18 protein-coding genes are annotated in these 25,371 nt (G+C 41.1%); 12 read left to right on the top strand and 6 right to left on the bottom strand.

The annotated features are described in order from the left end of the window. Nucleotides 1–62 precede the first annotated feature (62 nt). From V7L01_RS01575 to V7L01_RS01555, 5 genes are all read left to right on the top strand, one after another. Entirely contained in the window at nucleotides 63–359 is a 297-nt protein-coding gene (locus V7L01_RS01575; protein ID WP_335031279.1) for a hypothetical protein, read from the top strand. Nucleotides 360–727: 368 nt separating this feature from the next. Then, nucleotides 728–1,975: an AAA family ATPase gene (locus V7L01_RS01570; protein WP_335031277.1), complete on the top strand. Its 1,248-nt coding sequence runs from the start codon at nucleotides 728–730 to the stop codon at nucleotides 1,973–1,975. 1 nt (nucleotide 1,976) lies between these two features. After that, nucleotides 1,977–2,276 (top strand): hypothetical protein, encoded by a 300-nt coding sequence (locus V7L01_RS01565; protein ID WP_335031275.1) that lies wholly within the window; start codon nucleotides 1,977–1,979, stop codon nucleotides 2,274–2,276. A gap of 13 nt (nucleotides 2,277–2,289) precedes the next feature. Beyond that, nucleotides 2,290–2,520, top strand: coding sequence for a hypothetical protein (locus V7L01_RS01560; RefSeq protein ID WP_335031273.1), 231 nt, complete (start codon nucleotides 2,290–2,292; stop codon nucleotides 2,518–2,520). A 337-nt stretch (nucleotides 2,521–2,857) separates the two neighbouring features. Then, on the top strand, nucleotides 2,858–3,247 hold the full coding sequence (locus V7L01_RS01555) for a hypothetical protein (RefSeq protein WP_335031271.1): 390 nt from the start codon (nucleotides 2,858–2,860) through the stop codon (nucleotides 3,245–3,247). A gap of 69 nt (nucleotides 3,248–3,316) precedes the next feature. Here V7L01_RS01555 and ptsP read toward each other — a convergent pair whose 3' ends face one another. Next, a complete protein-coding gene (gene ptsP / locus V7L01_RS01550) occupies nucleotides 3,317–5,839 on the bottom strand; it encodes a phosphoenolpyruvate--protein phosphotransferase (protein WP_335031269.1) in 2,523 nt (840 codons plus the stop codon). A gap of 245 nt (nucleotides 5,840–6,084) precedes the next feature. Then, nucleotides 6,085–7,281, bottom strand: coding sequence for a hypothetical protein (locus V7L01_RS01545; protein ID WP_335031267.1), 1,197 nt, complete (start codon nucleotides 7,279–7,281; stop codon nucleotides 6,085–6,087). A gap of 573 nt (nucleotides 7,282–7,854) precedes the next feature. Here V7L01_RS01545 and V7L01_RS01540 point away from each other — a divergent pair. Together V7L01_RS01540 and V7L01_RS01535 are read left to right on the top strand one after the other, a co-directional pair. Further along, complete coding sequence (locus V7L01_RS01540) at nucleotides 7,855–9,033, top strand: GNAT family N-acetyltransferase (RefSeq protein ID WP_335031266.1); 1,179 nt, start codon at nucleotides 7,855–7,857, stop codon at nucleotides 9,031–9,033. A 758-nt stretch (nucleotides 9,034–9,791) separates the two neighbouring features. Beyond that, a complete protein-coding gene (locus tag V7L01_RS01535) occupies nucleotides 9,792–11,093 on the top strand; it encodes a serine hydrolase (protein WP_335031264.1) in 1,302 nt (433 codons plus the stop codon). A 68-nt stretch (nucleotides 11,094–11,161) separates the two neighbouring features. Here V7L01_RS01535 and V7L01_RS01530 read toward each other — a convergent pair whose 3' ends face one another. Further along, the gene (locus V7L01_RS01530) at nucleotides 11,162–13,453 is read right to left on the bottom strand and encodes a cytochrome-c peroxidase (RefSeq protein ID WP_335031261.1); all 2,292 of its coding nucleotides are present in this window, start codon (nucleotides 13,451–13,453) and stop codon (nucleotides 11,162–11,164) included. Between the two features lie 286 nt (nucleotides 13,454–13,739). On the opposite strand from V7L01_RS01530, the gene V7L01_RS01525 reads away from it, so the two are divergent. The 5 genes from V7L01_RS01525 to V7L01_RS01505 all read left to right on the top strand — a co-directional run bounded on the left by V7L01_RS01525 (nucleotide 13,740) and on the right by V7L01_RS01505 (nucleotide 22,316). Then, nucleotides 13,740–14,663, top strand: coding sequence for a DMT family transporter (locus tag V7L01_RS01525; RefSeq protein WP_335031259.1), 924 nt, complete (start codon nucleotides 13,740–13,742; stop codon nucleotides 14,661–14,663). Nucleotides 14,664–15,184: 521 nt separating this feature from the next. Continuing rightward, entirely contained in the window at nucleotides 15,185–16,900 is a 1,716-nt protein-coding gene (locus V7L01_RS01520; protein WP_335031257.1) for an alpha/beta hydrolase, read from the top strand. A gap of 459 nt (nucleotides 16,901–17,359) precedes the next feature. Next, complete coding sequence (locus V7L01_RS01515) at nucleotides 17,360–19,744, top strand: ATP-binding protein (RefSeq protein WP_335031255.1); 2,385 nt, start codon at nucleotides 17,360–17,362, stop codon at nucleotides 19,742–19,744. A 52-nt stretch (nucleotides 19,745–19,796) separates the two neighbouring features. Then, nucleotides 19,797–20,270 carry a response regulator gene (locus tag V7L01_RS01510; protein WP_335031253.1) on the top strand — a complete coding sequence of 158 codons (474 nt, stop codon included), beginning with the start codon at nucleotides 19,797–19,799 and terminating at the stop codon, nucleotides 20,268–20,270. A gap of 291 nt (nucleotides 20,271–20,561) precedes the next feature. Continuing rightward, on the top strand, nucleotides 20,562–22,316 hold the full coding sequence (locus tag V7L01_RS01505; protein ID WP_335031251.1) for a hybrid sensor histidine kinase/response regulator: 1,755 nt from the start codon (nucleotides 20,562–20,564) through the stop codon (nucleotides 22,314–22,316). Between the two features lie 46 nt (nucleotides 22,317–22,362). Here the strand turns inward: V7L01_RS01505 and V7L01_RS01500 are convergent, their stop codons facing one another. From V7L01_RS01500 to V7L01_RS01490, 3 genes are all read right to left on the bottom strand, one after another. After that, complete coding sequence (locus V7L01_RS01500) at nucleotides 22,363–23,067, bottom strand: Uma2 family endonuclease (protein ID WP_335031249.1); 705 nt, start codon at nucleotides 23,065–23,067, stop codon at nucleotides 22,363–22,365. Between the two features lie 54 nt (nucleotides 23,068–23,121). Further along, nucleotides 23,122–24,012, bottom strand: coding sequence for an ABC transporter permease (locus V7L01_RS01495; RefSeq protein WP_335031373.1), 891 nt, complete (start codon nucleotides 24,010–24,012; stop codon nucleotides 23,122–23,124). A gap of 66 nt (nucleotides 24,013–24,078) precedes the next feature. Then, nucleotides 24,079–25,164 carry an ABC transporter substrate-binding protein gene (locus V7L01_RS01490; protein ID WP_335031247.1) on the bottom strand — a complete coding sequence of 362 codons (1,086 nt, stop codon included), beginning with the start codon at nucleotides 25,162–25,164 and terminating at the stop codon, nucleotides 24,079–24,081. Between the last annotated feature and the right edge of the window lie 207 nt (nucleotides 25,165–25,371).

Here is a 25,371-nt window from a genome sequence, read left to right as displayed (position 1 = left end):
GGTGCGTTAGGCTAAAGCCTTAATGCACCCTATTTAAGATTTACTTTTAATCTAAAATTGACATGAGAGCCAGAATTGAAAATCAAATCCTTTTTATCCACCACGAAGATGTGCCAGAGTTTAAGAAGGGTGGCTCGGTGGTGCGGAACTCTTATTTCTGGGCGCTACGTTCAATTGCTGGTAAAGCCTCGCGTTATCGTGATTGGGAATACGAACCGGAGGTTTGGTTAGCGCTTTCACGAATGCTTTTGTCGTTTGCTGAATCTGGATATTTAGGTATTAGAGAAACCTTGCTGGAGTTTCCATTATCTCAAGGGGAAATTCCTAATTTGCTGCGAGATGTATCCACTTGGGAGTAGGGATGCATAGCTGTCATTGGTTTTTAGCCGGAAGCCAGCTTTTTGCGTTAATCAAAGTGGTGAAGACGGGAGCCGTTCTGGTTAGTCAGTGAGATTTCGACTTTTTTGTTCGCTCCTGGTTTGGCATCAGGCACTAAGCCGCTAAATTTTATTGTGGCCTCACTGGTTAAGCATATAGTGGATGCAGAGGATTGGCAACTATGTCATGCTAGAAAACAAAAGTTAATTCGGTGAGAGTCTTCGTTTTTCGTATTGAGAAGACAGTGAACCAAAAGAGGGAGATGGAATTCAATTATAGTAGTATACTTTATTGGCAATAATAAAAAAGTAATTGACATTTTAGTTCGTAAAGTGAAGAATTAAAAATTATGAAATTAAAATCTATTTCCTTTGAAAATTATAAAGCATTTTCCGAAAAACAGACAATGCAATTAAAGCCAATTACTGTTTTAATCGGGAAAAATAGTTCTGGCAAAAGTTCTAGAGCCAAAATATTTACCTTGTTTGAAAATTCGCTTATGGGTAATATTAATGAACCATTATTATTAAATAACAATGGGGTAGAGTTGGGCGGAGAATTTGATAATTTGTTTTTTGAGAATAACCGAGGTGGGATTCCTTTAAATTTTAAGATTGTATTTGAAAATAATGTACAGATAGAAATTGGTTTACTAAAAAAAGTGGACGGCTATGGATTAGAAGTTTTTCAGTGGAAATATAAAGATGAAATACAGGAATTTGAACTTGAGCTTAATGATGATGGATACTTTGACACTATTAGTCAAAAATTATATGAATGTGCATTTAAAGGATTTATTCCTACTAAATTTACCGAAAGTAATACGAATAAAAGTTTATCTATAAAGAAATTGGAAATTGATGTTGATTATATCGGGCCTTTTAGAATTTTGCCCAAAAGATGTTTTTATTTGACGGGGCAGATACAATTTAGAGATACGGGTGTTACAGGTGAAAATGCTTACGCAATGCTTGGGGTAAGTAAATTAAAGAAAGACGATGAATTATATAAAAATGTAGGAAAGTGGTATGAAGAACACTTTGATGGTTGGACATTAACAGTTGATGATAAAAACCGACCTTATTTTGAAGTTGTACTTTCTAAAAATATTATCCGCACAAAAAATATCAATAAAATACATGAAGAAGAATTTAAAATAAATATTGTAGATGTTGGACAAGGAATGAATCAAGCCCTGCCTTTAGTTGTTCGTGCTAATGTCACAAATAGACCTGACTCTATAATTGTTTTAGAACAGCCCGAACTGCATTTACATCCTGCGGCACATGGCGATTTAGCGGAGTTATTTGCAAGTTCTGCAAAGAAAAATAGTCAGACTTTTATCATTGAGACTCATTCTGAAAATATGCTCTTGCGTTTTCGTAAGCTAGTTGTTGAAAATGATTTTGGCTTCACAAAAGATGATTTAGTAATTTATTGGGTAGAAGATGCCAAATTGAAAGGGCAAGAACTTCGTGAAATTACTGTTGATGAAGACGGCGTTTTGAGTGATTGGCCTAATGGTGTTTTTAATGAGAATGTTAAAGAAATAATTTCTATGAGAAAAACATTAAGTAAAAAAAAGAAGCCCCAGTAAAATGATAGTAAAATTCAATCCTGATTTATTTTTTTCTGAAGATGTAAATATTCAATCTAAAACTTCAAAAATAATTTTGGAGATTTTAGAGGATAAATTTCTGTGGGATATAGATAATTTAGATGAATTGTTTTTGGCAGACGACGTAAATAATTTCAAAATGCCATTTAATGAGAAATGGATTTCTATTGGAGATAAGGAAAGATTAATTGATAAAATAAACGAAATTTATAGCATTTCAGGAGGGAATAAAAGAAATTTTCATTTTTTCAAAAACAAAAAAAGACAAACCTCCAGCTAATATTATTCTTAGATTGTCATCTGAATTTGAGGAAGATAAGGATAAAAAACAAATTAATAATTTTATTACAACTTCTCCACTACGAGTTCTAGAGAGGCATTTTATAAACCAAGAAATGGTGGATTTATATAAACAAGATAAAATAGATGACTTCATTTCAGCAAGAGAGATTTATTTGAAATTAAAAGAACGTGATTTTGTAGAAAAGATGGGGATTACCTATGTAGACGTGCCAGAAAAATAGTTAAAAATAGTAATCTAGGTTATAAGGTGAATAAGTTGAGCGGTAACAAAAAAGCAGTAAAGCTTTCGGAGGTGAAATCCAAATTAGTCTTTCAAGTCTTTTGGTAATTAGCGATGGCTTTTTTGTGATTTTACCAACACCACTTATTGTTTACTTTGTTAATGCGTAATTTATTCCTATTTAATTAATATTACATTACCAAAATAATGCTTGAACTCATCGGGCACTCAAATGAAGTTCAATCCGTCAGGACTAGCCATTATGCCCAAACTTTGGTTGGAGTAAGGGCAGTTGTGAGAAGACAATTAAAATACACCAGTTAGTGGAAGAAAATAACGTGAAAATAGCGATTATTGCTAAAACATTACTTACATCCATCGGTTTGTTAGTTTTATTTGCCCCAAGTCAAGCATCGGCTCAACTTATACCGCAACCTTGGGTTTCAGTCGGTGGAAAAGATGGTGATATAACTTATGCTGTAGGAGCTAGGGCTTTGGATTTAGGGGTTGAGGTAGGAATTGGCCCTGATGGTGCTACAGGAGTAGATGTTTTAAAATTTATCCGTTTACCTGTAATTTCACCCTATGTAGGAGTTGGGCTTTATTCAGAGGATAAAGGTGTTGCAGTTTCCGGTGGTGTTCAGGTAGGTGCTACTGATAACGTTTTTGTGGGAGCTGGTTACAATTCTATTCGTGGGTTTAACGGGCAACTGGGAATAAGATTTTAACTAATTCGTAATTCGTAATTCGTAATTTGTAATGAGGTTCTCCCAGCTTCATTATTAATTACGAATTAATTATGCAGGGGGAGTAATTGAAGTTGAAATTAGTTCTCTAACATGCTCTGCGGAATCCTGTTGCAATGCTGATGCCACGATCGCTTCACTTTCAACTATACAAAACCTAGCGATCGCCTGTTTGATTGCAGGTATACTTTGGGGATTCACACTCAATTCATCCAGCCCCAAACCTAATAAAATTGGTGTTGCTAAAGTATCTGCTGCCAATTCTCCACATAATCCCACCGAAATCCCCGCCGCATGAGCAGCTTGAATAGTTTGCTGCACCATTCGCAAGACGGCTGGATGTAGCGCATCAACTAAATTTGCCACGCGGGGATTAGTGCGATCGCTAGCCATGACGTACTGACTCAGGTCGTTAGTACCTATACTAAAGAAGTCTACTTCAGTGGCTAACCGATCTGCGATCGCAACTGCTGCCGGAACCTCTACCATAATTCCTACTTTCATCGCTGCATCAAATGCGATACCAGCTTGATTTAGTTCAGCCTGCACTTCACCCAAAATTACTTTAGCTGCGCGTACCTCAGTTACACTGGCAATCATCGGCAACATGATCTTAATTTGGTGTCCTACACTAGCTCTCAAAATTGCCCGTAGCTGAGTTTTGAACAAATCCACACGATCCAAACAGAAACGAATTCCTCGCCAACCTAAGAAAGGGTTAGCTTCTGGAAACCCTACTCTGAGATAAGGAAGGGGCTTATCACCACCGACATCTAAGGTACGAATAATTAGCGGACGATTATCTAAAACTTGGGCGATCGCTTGATACACTGCTAGTTGTTCTTCTTCAGTGGGGGCGCTTGTCCTATCCAGATAGAGAAACTCAGTGCGGAGTAATCCCACGCCTTCTGCACCGTTAGCCACAGCAACTTGGACATCACTTATACTACCAATATTGGCGAAAACGCTAACTTGCCGACCATCACGAGTAATTGCTGGCTGGTGTGCTGTAGTTCGTGCTTCCTGTTGAGCAGCTTGCCAAGCTGACTGCTTTGCTGCCAGTAAATCCAGGATATGTGATTCTGGTTCTACCCAAGCTCTGCCACTTTCACCGTCAAGTGCCATAAGTGTACCATCTGCCAAGTGCAACACCTGGGCATCTACTCCCAAAACTGCGGGAATACCCAATGTCCGGGCGATAATTGCGCTGTGAGATGTGGCACTACCTGAAGTTGTACAAATACCCAATACCTTTGTCGGGTCTAGTCTAGCGGTATCTGAGGGAGTTAAATCAGTCGCCACCAAAATTGCAGGTTCATCAAGATGCAAGTTAGCAGCGGCATTTCCAGCTAATAATCGCAGCACTCTTTGCCCGACATCCACAACATCGTCAACTCGCTCTTGCAGATAAGAATCCTCAAGTGTGCGGTAGGAAGTTGCTACTTCATCGACTACGGCTTGCCAAGCGGCTTCAGCATTTATATGGTGTTCAAAAATACGCTCTTTAGCCGCTTCCAACAGTACTGGATCTTCTAAAAATAGTAGTTGGGCATCGAAGATAGCGGCTTCCGCGTCACCAATTTGAAGAGATGCTTGTGAGAAAACTGCTTGAATTTCTTGTCGGGCGGTGTGGATTGCTGTTTGTAATCGTTGCCACTCTGCATCAGGGTCATTTACGTGGTATTGCGTAATAACAATGTGGGTGGGTTGATAACGAACAACGGGTGCGATCGCTACTCCAGGAGAAGCTGCTATTCCCGAAAGTTCGCCATGAGTTGGTGGGGTAACCGCATGTTGAAATGCTGGTGGAGAATTCAAGGCAACATTATCTTCACCAAAGTTATTTGCGAATAATGCCTGTAATGCCGCCAGCGCCTCATCTGCATCGGAACCAGTGGCAGCGATCGCCAATTCGTGTCCTTGACGCACCCCTAAAGTTGTGACTTGGTTAATACTGTCACCCCTGACTAACTCAGTATTTCTCGTTAAATTCTGTACCAAAATTTGGGATTGAAACCGGGCTGCGGTTGCCACAAACTGCGCTGCGGGACGGGCGTGTAATCCTAAACGATTGCTTACAATCAGTCGGATTTCTCGCGTTGGTGATTCTATATTAGTTGTTGGGGTGTTATGAGTGACAAGTGTTAACGGCCTACTAACTACACCCAATTGAGTTGCTTTTGCTAGAAGTGCGCCGCGTGCTTCTGCCATAACTTGGTGAATATCTCCACCAGCCGCCGCCGCTACCACAGCAGCGATCGCGCCTTCTACTAGAGGTGCTTCACACAAATGCACTTTTTGCTGCTGTGCTTCTGGCAAAAACTCGATTGCCATTTCTGCACTCAGCAAAGCACTACCCAAATCCATTAATACTAAGACACCATCATCAGAAAAAACAGAAGCGATCGCTTCATAAACCTGGATGGGATCTGTACCCAATGGATTGTCCGGATCTTCAATACCTGCTGCAACAGCAATGGGAACTTGACCCTGAACCATCTGCGCGGCGAGTTCCCGCACACCCAAAGCTAGTTGTTTACTGTGAGAAACGATAACAATTCCGATCGCTGCCACACCGTTAACCTTGTTGAGAGGTTTGCGTTTAGCTCGTTTAGCTAGTTATCCATTTCATTTTCCCATTCTGCACCGCTAAAAACAGTGTTTATCTTTATAGCCCTTCTTAGTTGATTCCAATACAGACCTAACCCCCAGCCCCTTCCCTGCAAGGGAAGGGGAGTAAGATTCAAAGCCTCTCTCCTCTTAAAAGAGAGGTTTTGAGAGAGGTAAGAGTGTATTGTATACAAACGAAAAGCACTATATTACAGTTGCAACTGCCCGAAAATATTCCGGTCTTTCCAGCTAGAAATACGAATAAAATAGCCTTCTTTTACCGGAATACGTGGTGTCCACTCATAAACTCCATCACTAGCAGTACGGGAAGAAATGTTTTGGATAAGTTTGTTTCCATCGTACAACTTAATCGAGACATCGCCGTCAAAATTATCTCGCCACAATATTAAATAAGGCCGATCCTTTTTTGGAAGTACTTTATTCACTGGCTGATCGATCGAGATTTTTGGTACAACCTGATTTTTGCTTTTCTTACGGAATCCTAGATAATGAGGTAGGTGTCGGAAAACAGGATTTTCTTGCGGATTAGATAGTTGTGGAACAAGAATATTTCCATTCTGCGAATTGAATAAATAAGTCGATCTGCCCCCATCAACAGTAATGATATCTCCCTTAACTCCTAATTTCCGTAATAAATCGGCTGCCTCATCCAGAGTTGCTTGGTTCACCGTCATAATTAACAAAAGCTCGTCACCTTTAACACCATCTTTGTTCAAAGTACCCATGACTTGATACTTATTCACTTGGTTTTGGGCTAATACTTTCGCCGGATGATCGCTGTATCGGTAAGTGACGATCGCATTCTTCACTGCGTTTTGGTTGAGAGGCGAACCGCTAACCTGGTCGTAATCGGTAATGTATGCCTGCTTACTGTTCCAGACTAGGGCTTTGAGGTGAACATTACTATAGTATTTATCTTTTGGTTGCTTGATTGGGCCGTAAGGGCTAGTGCCACCACTGATGACTACACCATTGAGTTTAATGGGAAAGGATAATTGAGAACTAGATTCGTATTGCTCAAAAAAAGAACAATTAATCATCGAAAAAACATTGTTTGCATAAAGATTCTTATATTCGTCTGTTACTTCCGAAAACAACTTGGTTTTGAAAAAAGGGCTGTAATATCCACCTTCACCTTTATAATATTTACCCTCATTTAGACCCATATTATCTACCTCTCCGGTAATTTGGTCTATGTGCATTTTGCCCAGATCGATAACTTGTAAATATGCTTCGTTACCATTTGTTAATTCTTTTTTATATAAAGCTGCCCCGTCTATAGTTTGGAGAGTCTGATAAGAAGATAAAGGGTTGGAAACCTGGGCAATCAAAAGGCTACTCAGAATTGGCAGCAAAAAAAGCAATAAATTGATTACAACATTCATAGTCTCTTGACCACAATTGCACAAAAAGTTTTCGTTACCACTTTAAGGCTAATGAGTTGCGATCGCATTTACAAAACTTTAGTTAATTTTACTTAGAAAACTTTTTAGTTTGAACTAGTAAACAGATTTATAAGTTCATTGCAATGATTGCTGCAAATGTTAAAGCGTTTCTTATACATCAAGCAACATTAGCTGCAAACGTTAAATTGCTTGCAATAACAACTTATATGTATCTTGCAAATGCTTAATTTTTTCTTATATATAAAAGAGCAATTGTTGCAAATATTTAAGCATTTGCTGCAACTAATTATAGGTTAACTGCAAATAATTAATCTTTTCTTATATATCAAGCCACATTAGCTGCAAACGTTTAAATTTTGACAACTAATATTTAAATAATAGCGATGTCTACGACGGGGTACGCCTACGCTGTTTGATTAGTAGTTGTTAAGGAGGCAGTAGGAATCCCTATAAATAAATTATGATGGGTTGAGTCAAAGAAACATAGTTGATGAAGCATAGAGACAACGCTTGCTGTAGCATAATTGTGGTTTTGTACTAATGGTATAAGAGATGACGGCTCAATTTGAATACAGCACTCTTGCCCATCGACAGGATATTCAGCAGCTTGGGAGTATCTTTGAGCAATGTTTCATCAGTGGACTTGGTGGCGAAGAAGCTTACATCAATCTGCTTGGCGTAGAAAACTTCCGCATTATTCGTGAGTCAGAACAATTAATTGGTGGATTGGCAACTCTGGATATGGGCCAATGGTGGGGTGGTGTGCGTGTACCAATGACAGGAATTGCCGTAGTAGGTATTGCTCCAGAGTATCGCGGTTCGGGAGCTGCGATCGCTCTCATGCAGCACACCCTCAAAGAACTTTATGCTAGAGGTATACCCCTCTCTGCTCTTTATCCAGCAGCTCAAAGCTTATATCGAAAAGTCGGGTATGAGCAGGGGGGTAGCTGGTGTAATTGGGAAGTTCCGACTAAAAGTATCCAATTGCGAGAGCAATCCCTACCTTTGCACCCAATAGTGCCAATCAATCATCAAGTCTTTCACGAACTATATCAGCAGCAGGCGAGATTAACGCATGGATATTTAGACCGACATCCCGCAATTTGGGAGCGCTTAATCCAGCCAGATGAGAAGGAAACATTTTACGCATATTTTATCGGTACAAAAGAGAAACCCGAAGGCTACATCCTCTTTAGCCAACATTCAACAGAAGATGGCGCAATCCTGCGGGTAAAGGATTGGGTAATTCTCACAGTTGCGGCTGCACAAACATTCTGGTCTTTTCTTGCCAGTCATCGCTCCCAAATTGACCAAGTACGATGGAGGAGTTCTGCAATTGATTCCTTGACATTGCTGCTACCAGAGCAAACTGCCAAACTTAAGAATACAATGCGTTGGATGCTGCGGGTAGTAGATGTAGTCAAGGCGCTGGAGATGCGGGGTTATCCATCGGGAGTTGAAACTGAACTGCACTTAGATATTCAAGATAATTTGCTAGATGCAAACAATGGTAAATTCATTCTTTCTGTTGCCAATGGACGCGGTGAAGTTACCAGAGGTGGAAAAGGTGAGTTGCAGCTAGATGTTCGAGAACTAGCACCAATATATACAAGTTTGTTCGCACCCCACCATTTGCAAATAGCCGGAAAACTGCATGGGACAGAAACAGCTATTGCAGCAGCTACGCAAATATTTGCGGGTAGCCCTCCTTGGGTGGCTGATTTTTTTTAATGTGAGATGTCAACGAACCTCTATGCGAGTTGAACTAAAGTTCAAGTCTGTCCCTCTGCGACTGGGCGAGGGATTGCGTATTTATCCCGTTCCCATTTTATTGTCACGCTTGGTTACAGGTTAAAATTCATAGTTCTCGTTTACGTGAGGTACACCCGTAGGGGCACTGCACTGCCCATTGGTGTCAACTTAAGGCAAAAGTCATGTCTCGCAAGGAACTTCAGTTCCTTGCTAATAGCGAAAATCATCTAAGAGATGACTAAAAAATCCGAAAAATCTTTAGTCTACTTGAGTAGACTTTAGCTATTAGCCTTGAACTTTAGTTCGAGGCGGGTGAGTCAGCCAAGCCAACAGTTAAGCTATTTCTAGGCTTTTGTTGACACCAATGGGCTGCTGTGCCCCTACTCCTGGTGATGTAATGTTGTCATTTGAATGGGAACCGCTATAAGGACTTTTCAAACATCCTCAAAATTAGCTCTATACAAAATATAAGTTGGAAACATAATTAATCCTTCGCTCGTCCTTCGGCTAGATTAACAATTTCTGTTGTTGTCAACTCACACCACAAACAAAACTATCAGCGATTTACTTTTGACAAGTAATGATAATTTCTCGTGCTTATCTAATCCCAAATACTATCTCAAAAAATAACTCAATGGGATTTCTGAATTTTTCTCCGGAAGTTCAGCACGAACGTCAGAAAACAATCTAAGTAAAGTTGATTAGTCGCTCCTAACTTGCACACCCACATTCACAACATGAAATCACATCTACTAGCGATTGCTTTAAGCAGTTTGGTTTTAGTCGCAGGACAAGCTAAAGCGTCACAATTACAGTCTTGGTACTATGATTCTAGCCAAAACCAATTAGACTTAACTACCACTTCGGGAATAGAACCAAAAGCCTTTTTATTAGATAATCCTAGCCGATTGGTAATTGACTTACCTGGAACTAATTTTAATTCTGATACTATCAAACAAAGTTTTGGCAAGGCGGTGAAAGAAATTCGCCTCGGCAAACCAGACTCTCAAACAACTCGTTTTGTTGTAGAGTTAGCTCCTGGTTATGATGTTACCTCCCAAAATATATCAATTAAAGGAGATTCTCGTTCTCATTGGATTTTCAAATTCAATTCATTTGACCGCCAAAACAATCCCATTGTTGGGGAAAATAGAGAAGATATTGCCATCAAATCTACAGATGCTTCCACATTTGCCGGAGTTGTGAATCTTGGACAAGAGATGGTTGGTATGACTTCTCAAATTCGCAGTTTGTTAGCGAGTTATAAAACATTAAATCCAGGAATATTTTTCTTAGATTTAGCTACAGGAAACTATATAGATATCAATGGTGAAAAGAGATTTGCGGCTGCTAGTACAATCAAATTTCCCTTATTAGTGGCTCTTTTCCAAGAAATAGACGCTGGTAGAATTAAACTCACCGATAAATTAGTGATGCGGCGCGATTTAAAGGTTGGCGAATCTGGAACTATGCAATACAAACCCATAGGAACTAAATTCAGCGTCCTAGAAACTGCTACCTTAATGATGACAATCAGCGATAATACTGCCACAAATCTGATTCTCGATCGCTTGGGTGGTGCAGCAAAAGTTAGCCAACGTTTTCGTAGCTGGGGATTGCAAAATACAGCACTTCGGAATCTACTTCCAGACATAGCTGGCAAAAATACAACCAGTTCTAAAGATTTGGTCAGATTGGCGGCGCTAGTTTATAACAATCGTTTGCTATCCCCAAACAGCCGCAATCAAGTTTTAGGCATTATGCGCCGTGTCAAAACCAATAGTTTATTACCATCTGGTATTGGTAAAGGAGCGACGATCGCACACAAAACTGGTACATTGAGATTTATCATTGGTGATGCCGGTATAATTCAAATGCCCAACGGCAAAAGCTATTTAGCAGGTGTTTTGGTGCAAAGACCAAACTACGATCCCAAAGCTGGAGATTTTGTCCGGGAAGTTTCGAGAAGAGTCTACAATTACCTAGACAATACCAAAGTTAGCAATATAGAACCGATACTTGGCAATCGCACTCCTTAATAAATGTAGGGGCATACATCTGTACGCCCCTACATATCTATCGGTATCAGCTATTTCGTGAAATGTTATTACTTCAAGAAATTTCGTATAGCACTACCGCCATTCCTACCAACAGCAGGAATTTCCAGGAAGCTATCTGTAGCTTTGCCCGTACCATCGTCATTAACGGATCTCTGATTACCCGGATGTCCATTGGGTACGAAAAGTTGCGGATGATCGAAAGGCGCTTTCTCGTACCTAACTCGGTCATCAGTCAGTCCCTTTAAAAAGGCGACCAATTGCTGTTTTTCTTCTGGTGATAGATTCAGCGGGGGAAGAGCGCCAAAGTCACCACCTCGATTGTAAAAATCAACCACTTGCTCTAAAGTCGCTTGACCTCCATTGTGGAAGTAGGGGGCAGTTAGTTCGACATTGCGAAGTCCAGGTGCTTTGAAAGCTCCGTCTGCAATCACTTTTTCACTAAAGTTCAACGGTGGATTGAGTGTGGGGGGGTTTTGTCCGAGGAGAAGCTGAAATTTCCCCAACTGAGCCAATCGTGCCTCTGAAAGCGGATTATTACCCTGTAAACCGTCATTAGCACCCAAACCGGGGTCTTCCGTCACAGGTCTAACGCCGATATTGAAGAAACCATTGTCTTCAGGGGATTTTGCACCGACCGGCGAACGTTTGATTCGTCCGTCTTTAGCCACACTGCTCACTGAAGCAGCTGTTAATTCTGAACCAACGTGGCAACCAATACACAGAGCCTTGCCCTGAAATAGTTGTTTGCCTAGTTGCTGCTGAGAGGTTAGAGCTGTGGTGTTTCCTGCCAAGAAGCGATCGAAGGGCGTATCGTTGGCAATGAGTGTAGACTCGTACAACTGAATTGCCAGCCCAAAGAACAGCGAGAAGTTATACTCCAACAGCGTGTACTCATCGGTTTGAGAAGAGTTATCAGGGCTGTTGACAAAAGTCCGTCTACCTTTAGCATCAACTTGGATGAGTTGATTAGACTTCCACCACTCCGGCTTAAAGGCATTTTGAATCAGCTGCTCGTAGGTTCTATCCTTCAGTCCGGGCTGAGGCGATCTACTATCTGCACCTAAAACACTGTCTTGTGGATGCACAACCTGTTTGCCTAGCGGTCTGAGGCGAGATAACTTTTGCCCCAGTACTCGGGGGAGCTTTGTACCTCTAAGTGACAGAACATTTTGCAGCAGCGTGCTGAGAGATGTACTGTTGTCAATTTGCGCCAAATTACCAGTCAGTTCGTCAACGGAATTGAGTAGCGGGCCAACCAGAGTATCAGTTAGATTATCTAGATTATCTAGATTATCTAGCGGCAGTGTGCTGAGAGATTTTTTGTTGTCAACTCGCCCGAACTTATCACCAATTTCTTGAAAAGTGCGCCCATCTGCGGACAACTCGAAGGAACTGAGTGGCGGCCCGAGCGCTTGAGAGGCCAAAGACGAATTATTCAGTCTGATTTTGACAAATTTGAGTTGATTTGGCTTTTCTGCTTTTACTACAGAGGCGTTAGGGTCTCTTAAACCGAAGGGATTCACCCCATTAAAGATGTTCTGTGCCCTTCCATCCCAAAAGTTGCGGAAGTTGAATGCTGAATTAATCACGGTTGGGGTGTTACGCGGCTGGACGCGGCGCACATTAGTACCTCCCACGTTAAACACCGGATCTAGCTCGGTTTTTACTTCGTCTTCTGCGCTACCAGGTTTAACATCAACAAACTTAGCGTTAAAAACGCCCTGAGAGGAACTGACATCATTTCGGTCAGATACAACGGTTTTAGGATCGTTCGGATTTGACAGCTTGTGGAAGGGAAAATCTTCTGGTTTAAGTTGGTAGTTTGGTGAACCACCTACATCAAAAACTGTATCCGGATTTACTGTACCATTAGCGTTAATCCGCAAAAGCCCCGGAGAAATCTGATTTTTGGATCTATTGTCGGCTCCAGCATGGAAGTGACAACTAGCGCAGGAGGTCTGTCCGTCGCTCCCAACCTGCATATCCCAAAAGAGAGTTTTTCCTAACTTGATTGCAGCTACTTTGTCTTTTACGAAGTCTCCAAGATTGCCAGGCTCCGGAACCGATACACTCTTGAGTGAAGTTAGAGGCGGCGGCGTAACCTGGGCCGATACAGTATTTCCAGCTATTACTGCTGCTAAAATAATGGCAGCAATTGTTGTAGTCTTTGAAAATCTTGACCTCAGGTAGTTAAGCTTACCATTCCTGAATTTCCACCCTTGGCGTTTTATTTTTGTCACCAAAGATTTTAGCAAAAACCGACCCCTTGAGGTCAGTAGCAAGTAAATTGATAAGCCAGTAATAAAGACTACTAAGCTTATTATGGGTATAATCCCCATAGTTTTTTTGCCAACAAATAACACCGAAAGAAATTATACATTTATGAGCAAGTTTTATATTTAAGTTTCATGTAAAGGAATTATGCAATTTACAAATTTTATGTGAACAGAAGACGCTATAGGTCTACAAATAAATTCAGTAGAGTAGGTAAGATATTCTATGTTTAACTGGCATTAGCTAGGCTATTGACATGCTTTCTCTACAAGAGTTTGGTGATAAAATTTAGATATGCAAATTAGATATGTTTTAGCTTATTATCAGCCCTACTTTGAGCAGGAAATTTAAATGTCACTACATCAAAGTTCTGGTCGGTGGCGCTTAGGGCTAGCGTTATCGCTATTGACTGTCTTATTGTGGGGAATTTTACCTATTGCTCTTACAGTAACTCTGCAAGCACTTGATGTCTATACCATCATTTGGTTTCGCTTTTTGGTATCTTTTTTACTGCTTGCTGTGTATTTAGGAATACGTGGAAAATTACCAAAGTTAGAACAATTGCGTTCTGCATCTTGGAAGTTATTAGCGATCGCTACACTCTTTTTAGGGAGTAATTACTTTCTATTCATGCAAGGTTTAGCACTAACATCGCCTGCTAACGCTGAAGTTCTTATTCAATTATCTACCCTTTTATTAGGTTTTGGAGGGTTAGTTATTTTTAAAGAACGTTACCGCCTGTCTCAATGGATTGGTGTAAGTGTAATGACTTGCGGCTATCTTTTATTTTTTCGAGAACAACTAACAAATTTAATTACAGCGCATGGCACATATATACTAGGCAGTGTCTTGATTGCGCTAGGAGCAGCAGCATGGGCTATTTATGCTTTGGCACAAAAGCAATTATTACAATCTTTATCTTCCCCTAGCATTATGCTGATTATTTACGGGGGCTGTGCTTTATTATTCACTCCTTTAGCGAAAATAAAATCACTTTTTATACTTGATAGCTTCCATTTAGGAATGTTAATTTTTTGTGCTTTGAATACTTTAATCGCTTACGGTGCTTTTGCGGAATCATTAGAACATTGGGAAGCATCACGAGTGAGTGCAGTATTAGCTATAGCTCCGATTGTGACATTAATATCAGTCGCAGTTGTATCAGTTATTGCACCTTCTTGGACATCGCCAGAACATTTCACTTTTATCGCAATATTAGGAGCGGGTTTAGTAGTCGCAGGTTCAGTAGCGATCGCCTTGGGAAAAACCGATTAATAGAAATAAATTTCCGGCTTTTTACTAGATGTTTCATCCAGGAAATTTGGGACATATTCAAAGCTACAACATAAATACTGAGGCAGAGGATTTTTTATTTGTTATGATTTATTAGTGAAGGCAAACTACTGGAGTCAGCCTCTTGCAAGATGGATACTTTACCCATCTCTGTGACTCTGTAGTATTTAATTTTTGACCTGATAGCCGAAAAAATCGTTGAATCATAATTCAGAAATCAGAATTCAGGAGTCAGAATCAATTACTGGTGGATTGGGAACCGCTACTTTTTTATTGACTACTAAATCCTAGATTTGGTGGGAATTTTCAACCCACTTCTACCCCTTATCTTAAGCAAGCTCCATCTACAAGTCAGAGATAATTCAGGACGAATGATAGCTCCTGACTCCTAAATTCTGTTTTGACAAAATTGAGGCTGATAACTTTAAGTAAACCAAGCAGGGTGCCCGAATAACTACCAAAGCCAACACCTGATAAAACCAGACTACCGAAATAGTTGAGCGATGAATAGTTTGTTTGGTAATTGGGCCAGCACCCTAAGAAAAAATTTCCTATTGCTGGTTCTTTCAATGGTGCTGCCAACATTTGGAATTAGTAATTCTGTTTTGGCAGCAGAGCGGATTTATGCATCTTATTCAGCTTTAGAGCTTTCGATTTCAGTCACTGCTTTAGAAAACTACGCCAAAACAGGTGTAATTAACGAAGATTTGGCAGCGTATCAACAATATCTGCCTCTTCAACAGCTTCAAGAATTACGGCAGATTTTACTCAATCGTGTGAAAGTTAGTCCGGTAGTACTTTCACAATTTCTCTACACACCGCAAGGAGAATTTTTGCTGCATCGGTTAGCGCAAGTGATTAAAACCAAATCTCCTCAGCCAGAACCAGAATTTCATGCTTTGCGTTCGGCGGTAATTTCAGCCTCTGCTGAATCGGGAGGTTTGACGTTTTTGAATGTGTTGCGTAAATTTCCTACCAGCAGCATTCACCTTGATGTAGCGCAGACTTTGGAAATAGCTACGGAATTGGAGAAACTTGTTAACCAAACCCATCGGGCGATCGCAGCAGTTTCGCAACAGTCTAAGATAGAAGCTACTACCTTCAAACAACCTAATTTATCACAATTACCCGATTTACAGGTTCCGGGAAAGTTGAAGTCACAAAAATACACCCTAAAGTTTTTCGACTCAACGCGCAATCGGCTTTTATTAACTGATGTTTATATTCCCAATATCCAGAATACTGCACCTGTAATTGTAATTTCTCACGGCTTGGGTTTAGACAGCAGCAACTTTCAATATTTAGCCACTCACCTCGCTTCTTACGGATTTGCCGTCGTCGTTCCCAATCATCCTGGTAGTGACGCTAAACAATTGCATTCTCTGTTGAATGGACGCGCCAGTGAAATAGCAGAACCAGGTGAATTTAAAGACCGTCCTTTGGATGTAACATATATACTGAATCAATTGGAAAAAGGTAATCAATCTGATTCACGATTTAAAGGTCGGTTAAATCTGCAACAAGTTGGAGTATTTGGTCAATCTTTGGGAGGCTACACAGCCTTGGCCTTGGCAGGCGCTAAAATCAACTTTGAGCAGCTAAAACAAGACTGTCAACCAGCAGCGCTGCAAAATACCTGGAATATGTCTTTACTGCTCCAGTGTCGCGCTTTGGAATTGAGCATCAGCAAGTCTGGCAAGGATTATAACCTGCGGGATGAGAGAGTGAAAGCTGCGATCGCAGTTAATCCCATTACTAGTTCTATTTTCGGCAAAGCTGGCTTAAGTCAAGTTAAAACTCCAGTGATGATCGTCAGCAGTAGTGATGATACAGTTGCACCAGCTTTATCCGAACAAATTCTACCTTTTTCCTGGTTGGCGAATTCACAAAAGTATCTCGTCATGCTTGTAGGTGGCACCCACTTTTCCACCATTGGCAATGGTAACCCTGCAAATCAACAAGTAGCATTACCTGCCGATATGATTGGCGATGCTTCCCAAGCGCGTCGTTACATGAATGTTTTAAGTTTACCTTTCTTCCAAACTTATGTTACAGGAAGATCGCAATACACCCCTTACCTTAACGCCGGCTACGCTCAAAGCATTTCTAGTAAGTCTCTTGGTTTGAGTCTCGTCAAGTCATTGAATACAACCGAATTAGCTCAATTGCTGGATATAAAAGGAGCCATACCCTTAAAAAAAAAGTCCCCAACACCATAGTCGGCTTCGGATTCTGGATGTTGGATATTGGTGTTGCATTGCTGCATGTAATGATTTTTATTTGACTTGTACAGACTTAATTATGTCTGTGCAGTATATTTGCATGAAGATGCAAATATAAAAGCAATTGACCTAGAAAAATCTATAGCCAAGAGAGTGACATAAGGATATTTGTGCTGAAGCTTCTTATATCATGTCTGGATAAATAGTTATGATTCCCACAGTCATTGCACCCCACCCCCAACCCCTCCCCGCTCTTCGGGAGGGGAGACAAAGCATAGCTTTGGCGGGGTGGGGTTCTTCGGGTTTAATAAGTAATCAAGCGGACATGATATTACTGTCAAAACCGTGACAAGCACAATCGATATGCGATCGCATTCATCCTTGTCAGCATATACTTTAAAGAAATGTGACATTTAATTGCGCTATTGTAAAAATCAGCTTTACATAAGTTGATTTATGAGCCAGTCTGAAAATACTACTGCCCAAGCTACTGCTCTGACTAACCACGATCGCAAACCTATTCACATACCTGGCTCTATTCAACCTCATGGCATTCTCCTGGCACTCAGTACTCAGCTAGAGATACTACAAGTTAGCAACAATACCCAAGTGTATTTGTACAAAGCTCCAGAAGATTTGCTCGGTCAACCTTTGAGCTATTTACTTGAACCTCAGCCAGTAGAAATTGTCAAGCAGTGCTTAGTAAAACAGGTTGGCAGCGCTAATATATTTAAAGTATTAATAAATACTTTGTATGGGGAAATATACTTTGATGCTATTGCTCATCGTACAGAAGAAGCTGTGATTCTGGAGCTAGAACCAACTGACTCGGAATTTGAGGTGAGTTTCTTAAACTTTCATAGTTTTGCGAGTGAAGCGATCGCTAAAATGCAAAGGACATCGAATCTGGGAGAATTTTTGCATTTAGTTGCAGAAGAAGTCCAAAAAATCATCGGTTTCGATCGGGTGATGGTCTATCAATTTGACGAGTCAGAAGCGGGTTCTGTTGTTGCAGAAGTTAAACGGGAAGATTTATCACCTTATTTAGGACTCCACTATCCCGCTACAGATATTCCCGCACAGGCTAGGGAGTTATACACGCGCTGCTTTCTCCGATTTCTCCCTGATTTGACTGCCGAACCTGTCAAACTAGTTCCAACGGAAAATCCGACAACACATCAGCATCTTGACTTAAGTTACTCTGTGCTACGGAGTTTTGATTGGTGTTGTGCGGAATATCATCAAAATATGGGAGTGAAGGCTCTTTTGGTGATTTCAATTATTCAAGAGCAGAAGCTTTGGGGATTAATATCCTGTCACCATCAAACACCAAAGTATATTTCTTACGAAGTCCGCAAGATGTGCGAATTTTTGGGACAGATTGCGTCTTCAGAATTAGCACACAAAATTAGTTACTCAGAATGGGATTATAAAGTAAAACTCAAATCGCTACAGTCTGAGTTTCTAGAATCTATTTCCCAAGCAGACAATTTTATCGATGCCCTAATCAAACCGGAAATTCGCTTGCTCGATCTTGTTAGTGCTTCAGGAGCAGCAGTTTGCCTGGATAATGAAATTGCCCTTGTGGGGACAACACCGAATATTGATGAAGTTCGGGCACTCATTGAATGGGCGGATACTCAAGTTAGTGACAACCTGTTTTCTACTGATTCTCTGCCAAAGCTTTACTCAGAGGCGCTGATATTTAAAGATACTGCTAGTGGCTTGTTGCTACTGCGGATTTCTAAAGTCCGGCGCTATTACATCCTTTGGTTTCGCCCCGAAGTTATCCAAACGGTACACTGGGCAGGAAATCCACAAGAATCCATGCAAGCACAGGCAGACGGTAGCTATACCCTGTCTCCCCGAAAATCCTTTGAACAATGGCAAGAAACGGTTAGATTAACTTCTCTACCTTGGAAACCTTGCGAACTTGACAGTGCGATCGCTTTGAGGAATGCGATCGTTGGTATTGTACTCTCAAAGGCAGATGAATTAGCAAAAATCAACCTGGAGTTAGAGCGCAGCAACCAAGAACTAGCATCCTTTGCCTACGCTGCTTCCCATGACCTCAAAGAACCTTTGCGGGGCATTTATAACTTCTCAACGGTGTTGCTAGAAGATTATGCCCAAGTATTAGATGATGACGGCATTGAGTGCTTACAAACAGTAGTGTCCTTGTCTGTACGCATGGAAACTCTGATTAATGCTCTGCTGCGGCTCTCGCAGTTAGGACAAGCACAATTGCGCTTGCAAGCAACTGACCTCAACGAATTGCTCAACCAAGTAATTGACGTTTTTCGCGCTAGTCGTCAAGACTCTGGGCTTGTGGATATTCGCATTCCTCGGCCTTTACCAACAGTTTCGTGTGACCGAGTTCTCGTTAATGAAGTCTTCAGCAATCTGCTTGGTAATGCGTTCAAATACAACGATAAAGCAGAGCAATGGGTTGAGATTGGCTACTTTTCTCAAGGAGAGGCAGAGGGGCAGGGGAGCAGGGGAGCAGGGGAGCAGGGGAGCAGGGGAGTAGGGGAGCAAAGGAGCAGGGGAGAAGTTACAGTAGTTTCCCCTCTGCCCCTCTGCCCCTCCGCCCCTCTGCCTCTTGTACCCAATGCTCAATGCCCAATCTTTTATATCCGAGATAACGGCATTGGAATTCCACAGCATCACCTAGAAACTATCTTTAGATTATTTAAGCGGCTCCATTCCCAGGAAAAATACGGTGGAGGAGCCGGTGCTGGACTAGCTATTGTGAAGAAGATTGTTGAGCTTCATAACGGTAAAATTTGGGTGAAATCTACTGTAGGCGCTGGCTCAATTTTTTATTTTACGTTGGAATAGTTTAAGATAATGACTAAATATATACTTTTGTTAAGCTCTTTTAAGACTACGAATGACAAAAAAACTTCATGAACCGCTGCTCGTTGTTGAAGACAGCAATGAAGATTTTCGGATGCTACAACGTCTCATGCGGCACATGTCCGTCCAGAACCCCATACACCGTTGTACGAATGGGGATGAGGTTTTAGACTTCCTTTATCAACAGGGAAACGATGCCTACGCTAAGGACGAAGACCTACCCAACTCAAAAGTAGCATTACGACCCTCTGTAATCTTGCTCGATCTGAATTTGCCAGGTATTGATGGCCGGGACATTTTAGATCGGCTCAAGCAAGACAAGAGTTTCAAGGGAATCCCCATTGTTGTTTTTACCACATCATCTAACCCCAAGGATATTGAGTTGTGCTACCAAAAGGGCGCAAATGGATATATGGTAAAGCCGATGGATGCTCAGGAACTAAAAAAGACGATCCAGGCATTTGTGGACTACTGGCTTGAAGCCAATATGCCGCCAGTCTTGGATTAATTTGTTTATTTTCTGTTAGTGAGGCAGTAGTCACAAAAGGATAACAAAAAAGACGGCTCAGAGGGCACAGCTACATTTTCCTCTTTGAGTCACTGTGTCTGTTTGTCTCTGGTAGATGCGTTTTCCCCATCTTTGTGTTTTTTGTACCGCGTTCGACTGCTTGTATTACTTTAGGATTTCTAAAGAATTTAGATTTTATTTAGACTAATTTTATATTATTTTTAGAATTATGCAATAAAAACGCAATCTGGATAAAAGGGATCTATATGGCTCCCCAATCCTCATAACCTTATGTTGGACACATGGACGCTACTTATCATCGATGATTGTGCAGCAGATCGGAAAATCTATCGTCGATATCTTTTGAAAGATCCGCACCAGTCCTACCAGGTTTTGGAGGCAGACTGTGCAGAAGAAGGGCTTGCTTTGTGCCAAAAAGTACGCTGCGATGTCATTCTACTAGATTTTTGCCTACCTGATATGAGTGGGTTAGAACTCTTCGATCAAATGCAGCAAGAGATATTTAAAACTTCTGTCCCCGTAATTATGTTGACAGGGCGTGGTGATGAAGAGATCGCTGTGCAAGCAATGAAACGGGGTGCGTTGGATTATTTAGTCAAGCAAAATGTTACACAGGATGTGCTGCAACTAGCAGTCCGCAATGCCATCAAGCAATCGTGCTTGCAAGCCCAACTCATCAAAACTCAAGAGAGACAACGCCTAATTGCCACAACTGCTCTCCGAATTCGCCAGTCTCTTAACCTAGAGCAAATTTTGAATACGGCTGTAGCTGAGGTACAGCAACTTTTGAAGTGCGATCGCGTGATGGTGTATCAGTTCGCCCCAGATACCGACGGTAAGATAGTTGCCTCCTCAGTTGAGTCATTCCGCACTGTAACATTGTGCGATCGCGTCGCCGCTAGGAAAGAAGCAGGGGAGCAGGAAGCAGGGAGCAGGGAGCAGAGGAAGGAAAGAGGCAAATTAATTACTCATTCTCCCCCTTGCACCCTGCACCCTGCCCCTCTGCCTCTTCTGCCCAATTGCCAATCTCCAATCCCTCATATTTATGAGCTTGGCTTGTGTAATTGTGTCAACCTGAAAGAGCAATTTAATACTGAGGCAAATATAGTGGTTCCCATTAATCTGAGTAACAATGGGAACCCAACTCCTAAGCTTTGGGGTTTGTTGATTGCTCATCATAATTCTGGGGAACGACAGTGGCAAACTGATGATGCCCAAATGCTCAATGAAGTTTCGGTGCAATTAGCGATCGCTATTCAACAAGCTGAATTGCTAGCCCAAACTCAAGCAGCGCTTGCCAAAGAAAAGGAACTCAATACATTTAAATCTCATATAATTGCAACGGTTTCCCATGAATATCGAACGCCGCTAACTTCAATCCTTGCTGCGGCATCAACTTTGGGAAAACATAGCCAACAACTGGATGAGTCTAAACAACAGAGGTTTTTGGGAATCATTGAACAGAAAGCAAGGTATATGTCCAAACTTGTGGATAACATGCTTCTGGTTAACCAATTTGAACTAGAAAAACCCAAATTTCAGCCAATCTTGCTCGATTTACTGCAATTCTTTTCTGACTTGATAGAACAAGAGCGAGAAACAGCAGGCGATCGCCACGAATTGATTTTTAAAATTACTGGGAATAGCCAGGGATTTTGGGGCGATCGCGGACTCTTGCAGCAAATTTTTATTAACTTAATGTCTAATGCAATTAAGTACTCTCCAGATGGAGGGACTGTGGAATTCCATCTTATTGGCAAAGAATCACAGGTGATATTTTACATTCAAGATTGGGGAATTGGTATCCCGATTAGAGATCGAGAAAATTTGTTTCAATCCTTCAGTCGTGGAAGTAACGTTGATACAATCTCTGGTACAGGCTTAGGGCTAGCGATCGCTAAAGCTTGTGTGGAATTACATGGTGGCGATATTGCCTTGTCTAGTGAAGTGGGGCAAGGAACTAAAGTTACAGTCAGCTTACCTAAAAAATGCCCAACAGGTCAACTATTTCCATCATCAAGTTGACCTGTAACAGTTTGCGATCGTCTTTGGTGTGTCGAAATTAAAAGCCTTAATTACCAGGTAGATTATTTGGATCTACGCCCAGAGAACGTAAATACTGTGCTAACTGTTCAGCCCTTTGTCGCTCCTGTTCTGCCTGTTCTGCATCTGTCAAATAGCGCTTTCCTTGCTCGTCATACCAACATAAAAACTCTTGTTGTATCCCGGCAATTACAGCTTGGTGTCGCCCGATACCTAACCCCACCTCTGGCATCAAATAAGGTTCGCCTATTTGTAGTTGGTAGTTTCCATCTATTAACTTATACACTTCAAATGGTTGATGTTGGTCGCGTTGCCAAAACTCAGGGTTATAAATTACGTAGTACAATACACCAAGTTTTCTGTAGATATCTAGCTTCTCATCGTATTCACCTCCTGGGGTGTGGGATACCATTTCTAATGTGAATATTGGAACTATGCCATTTTCTTCCCAAACCGCGTAACTTTTGCGTGATTTACCACCCTTTTTCCGTTCTACTCCCACACTTAAAAAAGCATCTGGCACTACAGGTACTCTAGGATTTACTCCTGTGGTGTGATACACACCCATATCTACTCCGAAATACCAATCCATGCGATTTGCCCAAATGGAGTTGAGTAAAAAAAGTAAAATATTGGGCAAAAAGTTTTGGTCTTCGTTATCCACTGGTGTATCGTCAGAACAGGGAAGTTCATCAGTAGTTGGTAACGCATTTTTGAGATCGGGTGAGAGCATAACCGTTGTCTCGCTGGCGTTTGATGCCTTTATTATAAGTGAGTGACCAAAAGTTTAACGTTTGGGTGCATCGCCAAACTTAATCAAAAGCGCGATCGCAATACTAACAAGCAAAATTAACGTCATACTTAAGGCTGAACCAAATCCCCAATTTTGCGTTGCTCCAAGAAACTGGTTATAAATTAACCGTGCCGCCGTCATACTAGAAGCACCACCAAGTAATTCTGGATCGACAAAATCCCCTAAGCCTGTGATGAATACAAGCATAGAAGCAGCCGCAATTCCAGGAAAAATTTGTGGTACGGTTACTTGGCAAAAAGTTTCCACCGAATTTGCACCTAAATCAGCCGCTGCTTCTAACAACCGCTTGTCTAGCTTTTCGAGAGAAGCATATAAAATCAAAACCATATAAGGTAACAAGCTGTAACTCATACCAATTAATACAGCTTGACTCTGGTTAAGTAATTCCAAAGTAGGCAAGCCTAAATTGCTGAGTAAACTGTTCAACAAACCACTAGGACGAAGAATTGTAATCCAAGCATAAGAGCGAAGTAACGAAGAAGTCCACAAAGGTAAGACAAAGCCTAATAGCAGCAAATTTCGCCAACGCTGCGGCGCTATTTGAGCAATCCAATAGGCGACGGGGAAGCCCAAAAATAAACAAATGATGGTGGTGCCAAACGCAAAAAATAGCGATCGCCCAATTACTTGGATGTAAAGGGGATCAAATATTCTAATATAGTTTTTGAATCCGTTGGGATTGACTATATCTCCCGGTCGGATATCTGCAACTAAACTTAACTCGAAAATTATCAAACTTGGCAGCACCAACAAAAGCAATAACCAAATCCCAGATGGTGCAAGTAATACCAAAGGTTGCAGCCAGTTTCCTCGCAGTGGATGCAATTCTTCTATTTTGGAAATCTCATTTTTTTCAAAATTCATCATTTATAACTCTTAACTCCTAACAGACGCGATTAATCGCGTCTCTACTTTTAACTTATAAATATTTTAGCTGCTAGTTAATTGAGTCCAATAGCGGTCGTAAACCTCTTCAAATTGCCCTACAGGAGCGACACGTTCGCAATTTGCTAAAAGCGACTCTGGGGGAAATAAATTAGAATTGTTTTGTATTGTTTTTGGCAATTGCTCAAAGCCAATCCTATTAGGCGTAGAAATACTCAGGCGCTGACTGATTTCGGCTGCTAATCTTGGTTGCAAAATCATGTTAATCCAAGCATAGGCTCCAGCTAAATTTGGGGCTGATTTGGGAATAACAATAGTGTCTGTCCATAATGAAGAACCACTGCGAGGAATCACATATTTTAGTTTAGGGTTTTCTTGAGAGATTCTCACTGCATCTGCTGAATAACACATTGCCAATAGTAAATCTCCTGCCAGAATTTGATTTTGCCATGCGTCAGTGTCAAAACGTGCGATCGCAGGTTTTAGCACCTTCAATTTTTCATAAGCTTGTTTGATTTCTTCTTCATTTCTTGAGTTGTAAGAATAACCTAGCATCCGTAACGTTGCACCCATCACCTCTCGAACGTCATTAAGCAAGGTCATCTTTTGATTAAGTTGCTCTTGATTTTGCCAAAGGTAATCCCAGTCTTGTGGTGCATCTTTGAGTTTTTCAGAATTGTAAAGTAAACCTGTTGTTCCCCAGTTAAAAGGGATACTATATCGGTTATTGGGGTCATAACTAGGATTCTGAAACCGGGGGAATAAATTCTCTAAACCGATTAAGCGATTGTGATTTATTTCTGTTAACAAACCTTTGTTTACCATCTTCTGCACCATGTAATCGGATGGGTAGATGATGCTATAAGTGCCACCGCCTCCAACTTGCAACTTAGCTAGCATGACATCATTGGAATCATACACATCCGCTAGCACTTTCATGCCAGTTTGGCTGCTAAAAGTTTTCAGTAATTGGTTGTCAGTATATTGCGTCCAGGTAAAGATATAAAGTTGGTCGCGTTGACCATTCGTATTAGAATTAGCACGTACCTCAGCCAGCCTCCAGCCACAACCAGCTAAAGATAAGCTAGAAAGCGCTGTCACCCCTTTTAAAAATTGGCGTCTGTTAGTCATTCAGTTAGAAGCTGTTTATCAACAACCTCTAGATTACGGTATACCTACTAGCCCCTGCCGTAATTTTTTGGGATAAATGTGTCATTCTTCATACTTACTGTAGAGCTTGCTTAATCTATGATGGTTGTCCAGCCTCAAGCAGATCCCTGTATGGAAGGAGTTTTTCAACATACGGGTATCAATGGGACAAGAAACCAGAAGTTTTTG

This window comes from Nostoc sp., from assembly GCF_036917095.1.
Classification (GTDB): domain Bacteria; phylum Cyanobacteriota; class Cyanobacteriia; order Cyanobacteriales; family Nostocaceae; genus Nostoc.
Note: the sequence above shows the minus strand (reverse complement) of the source record. Positions and strands in the feature narration are given on the sequence as shown.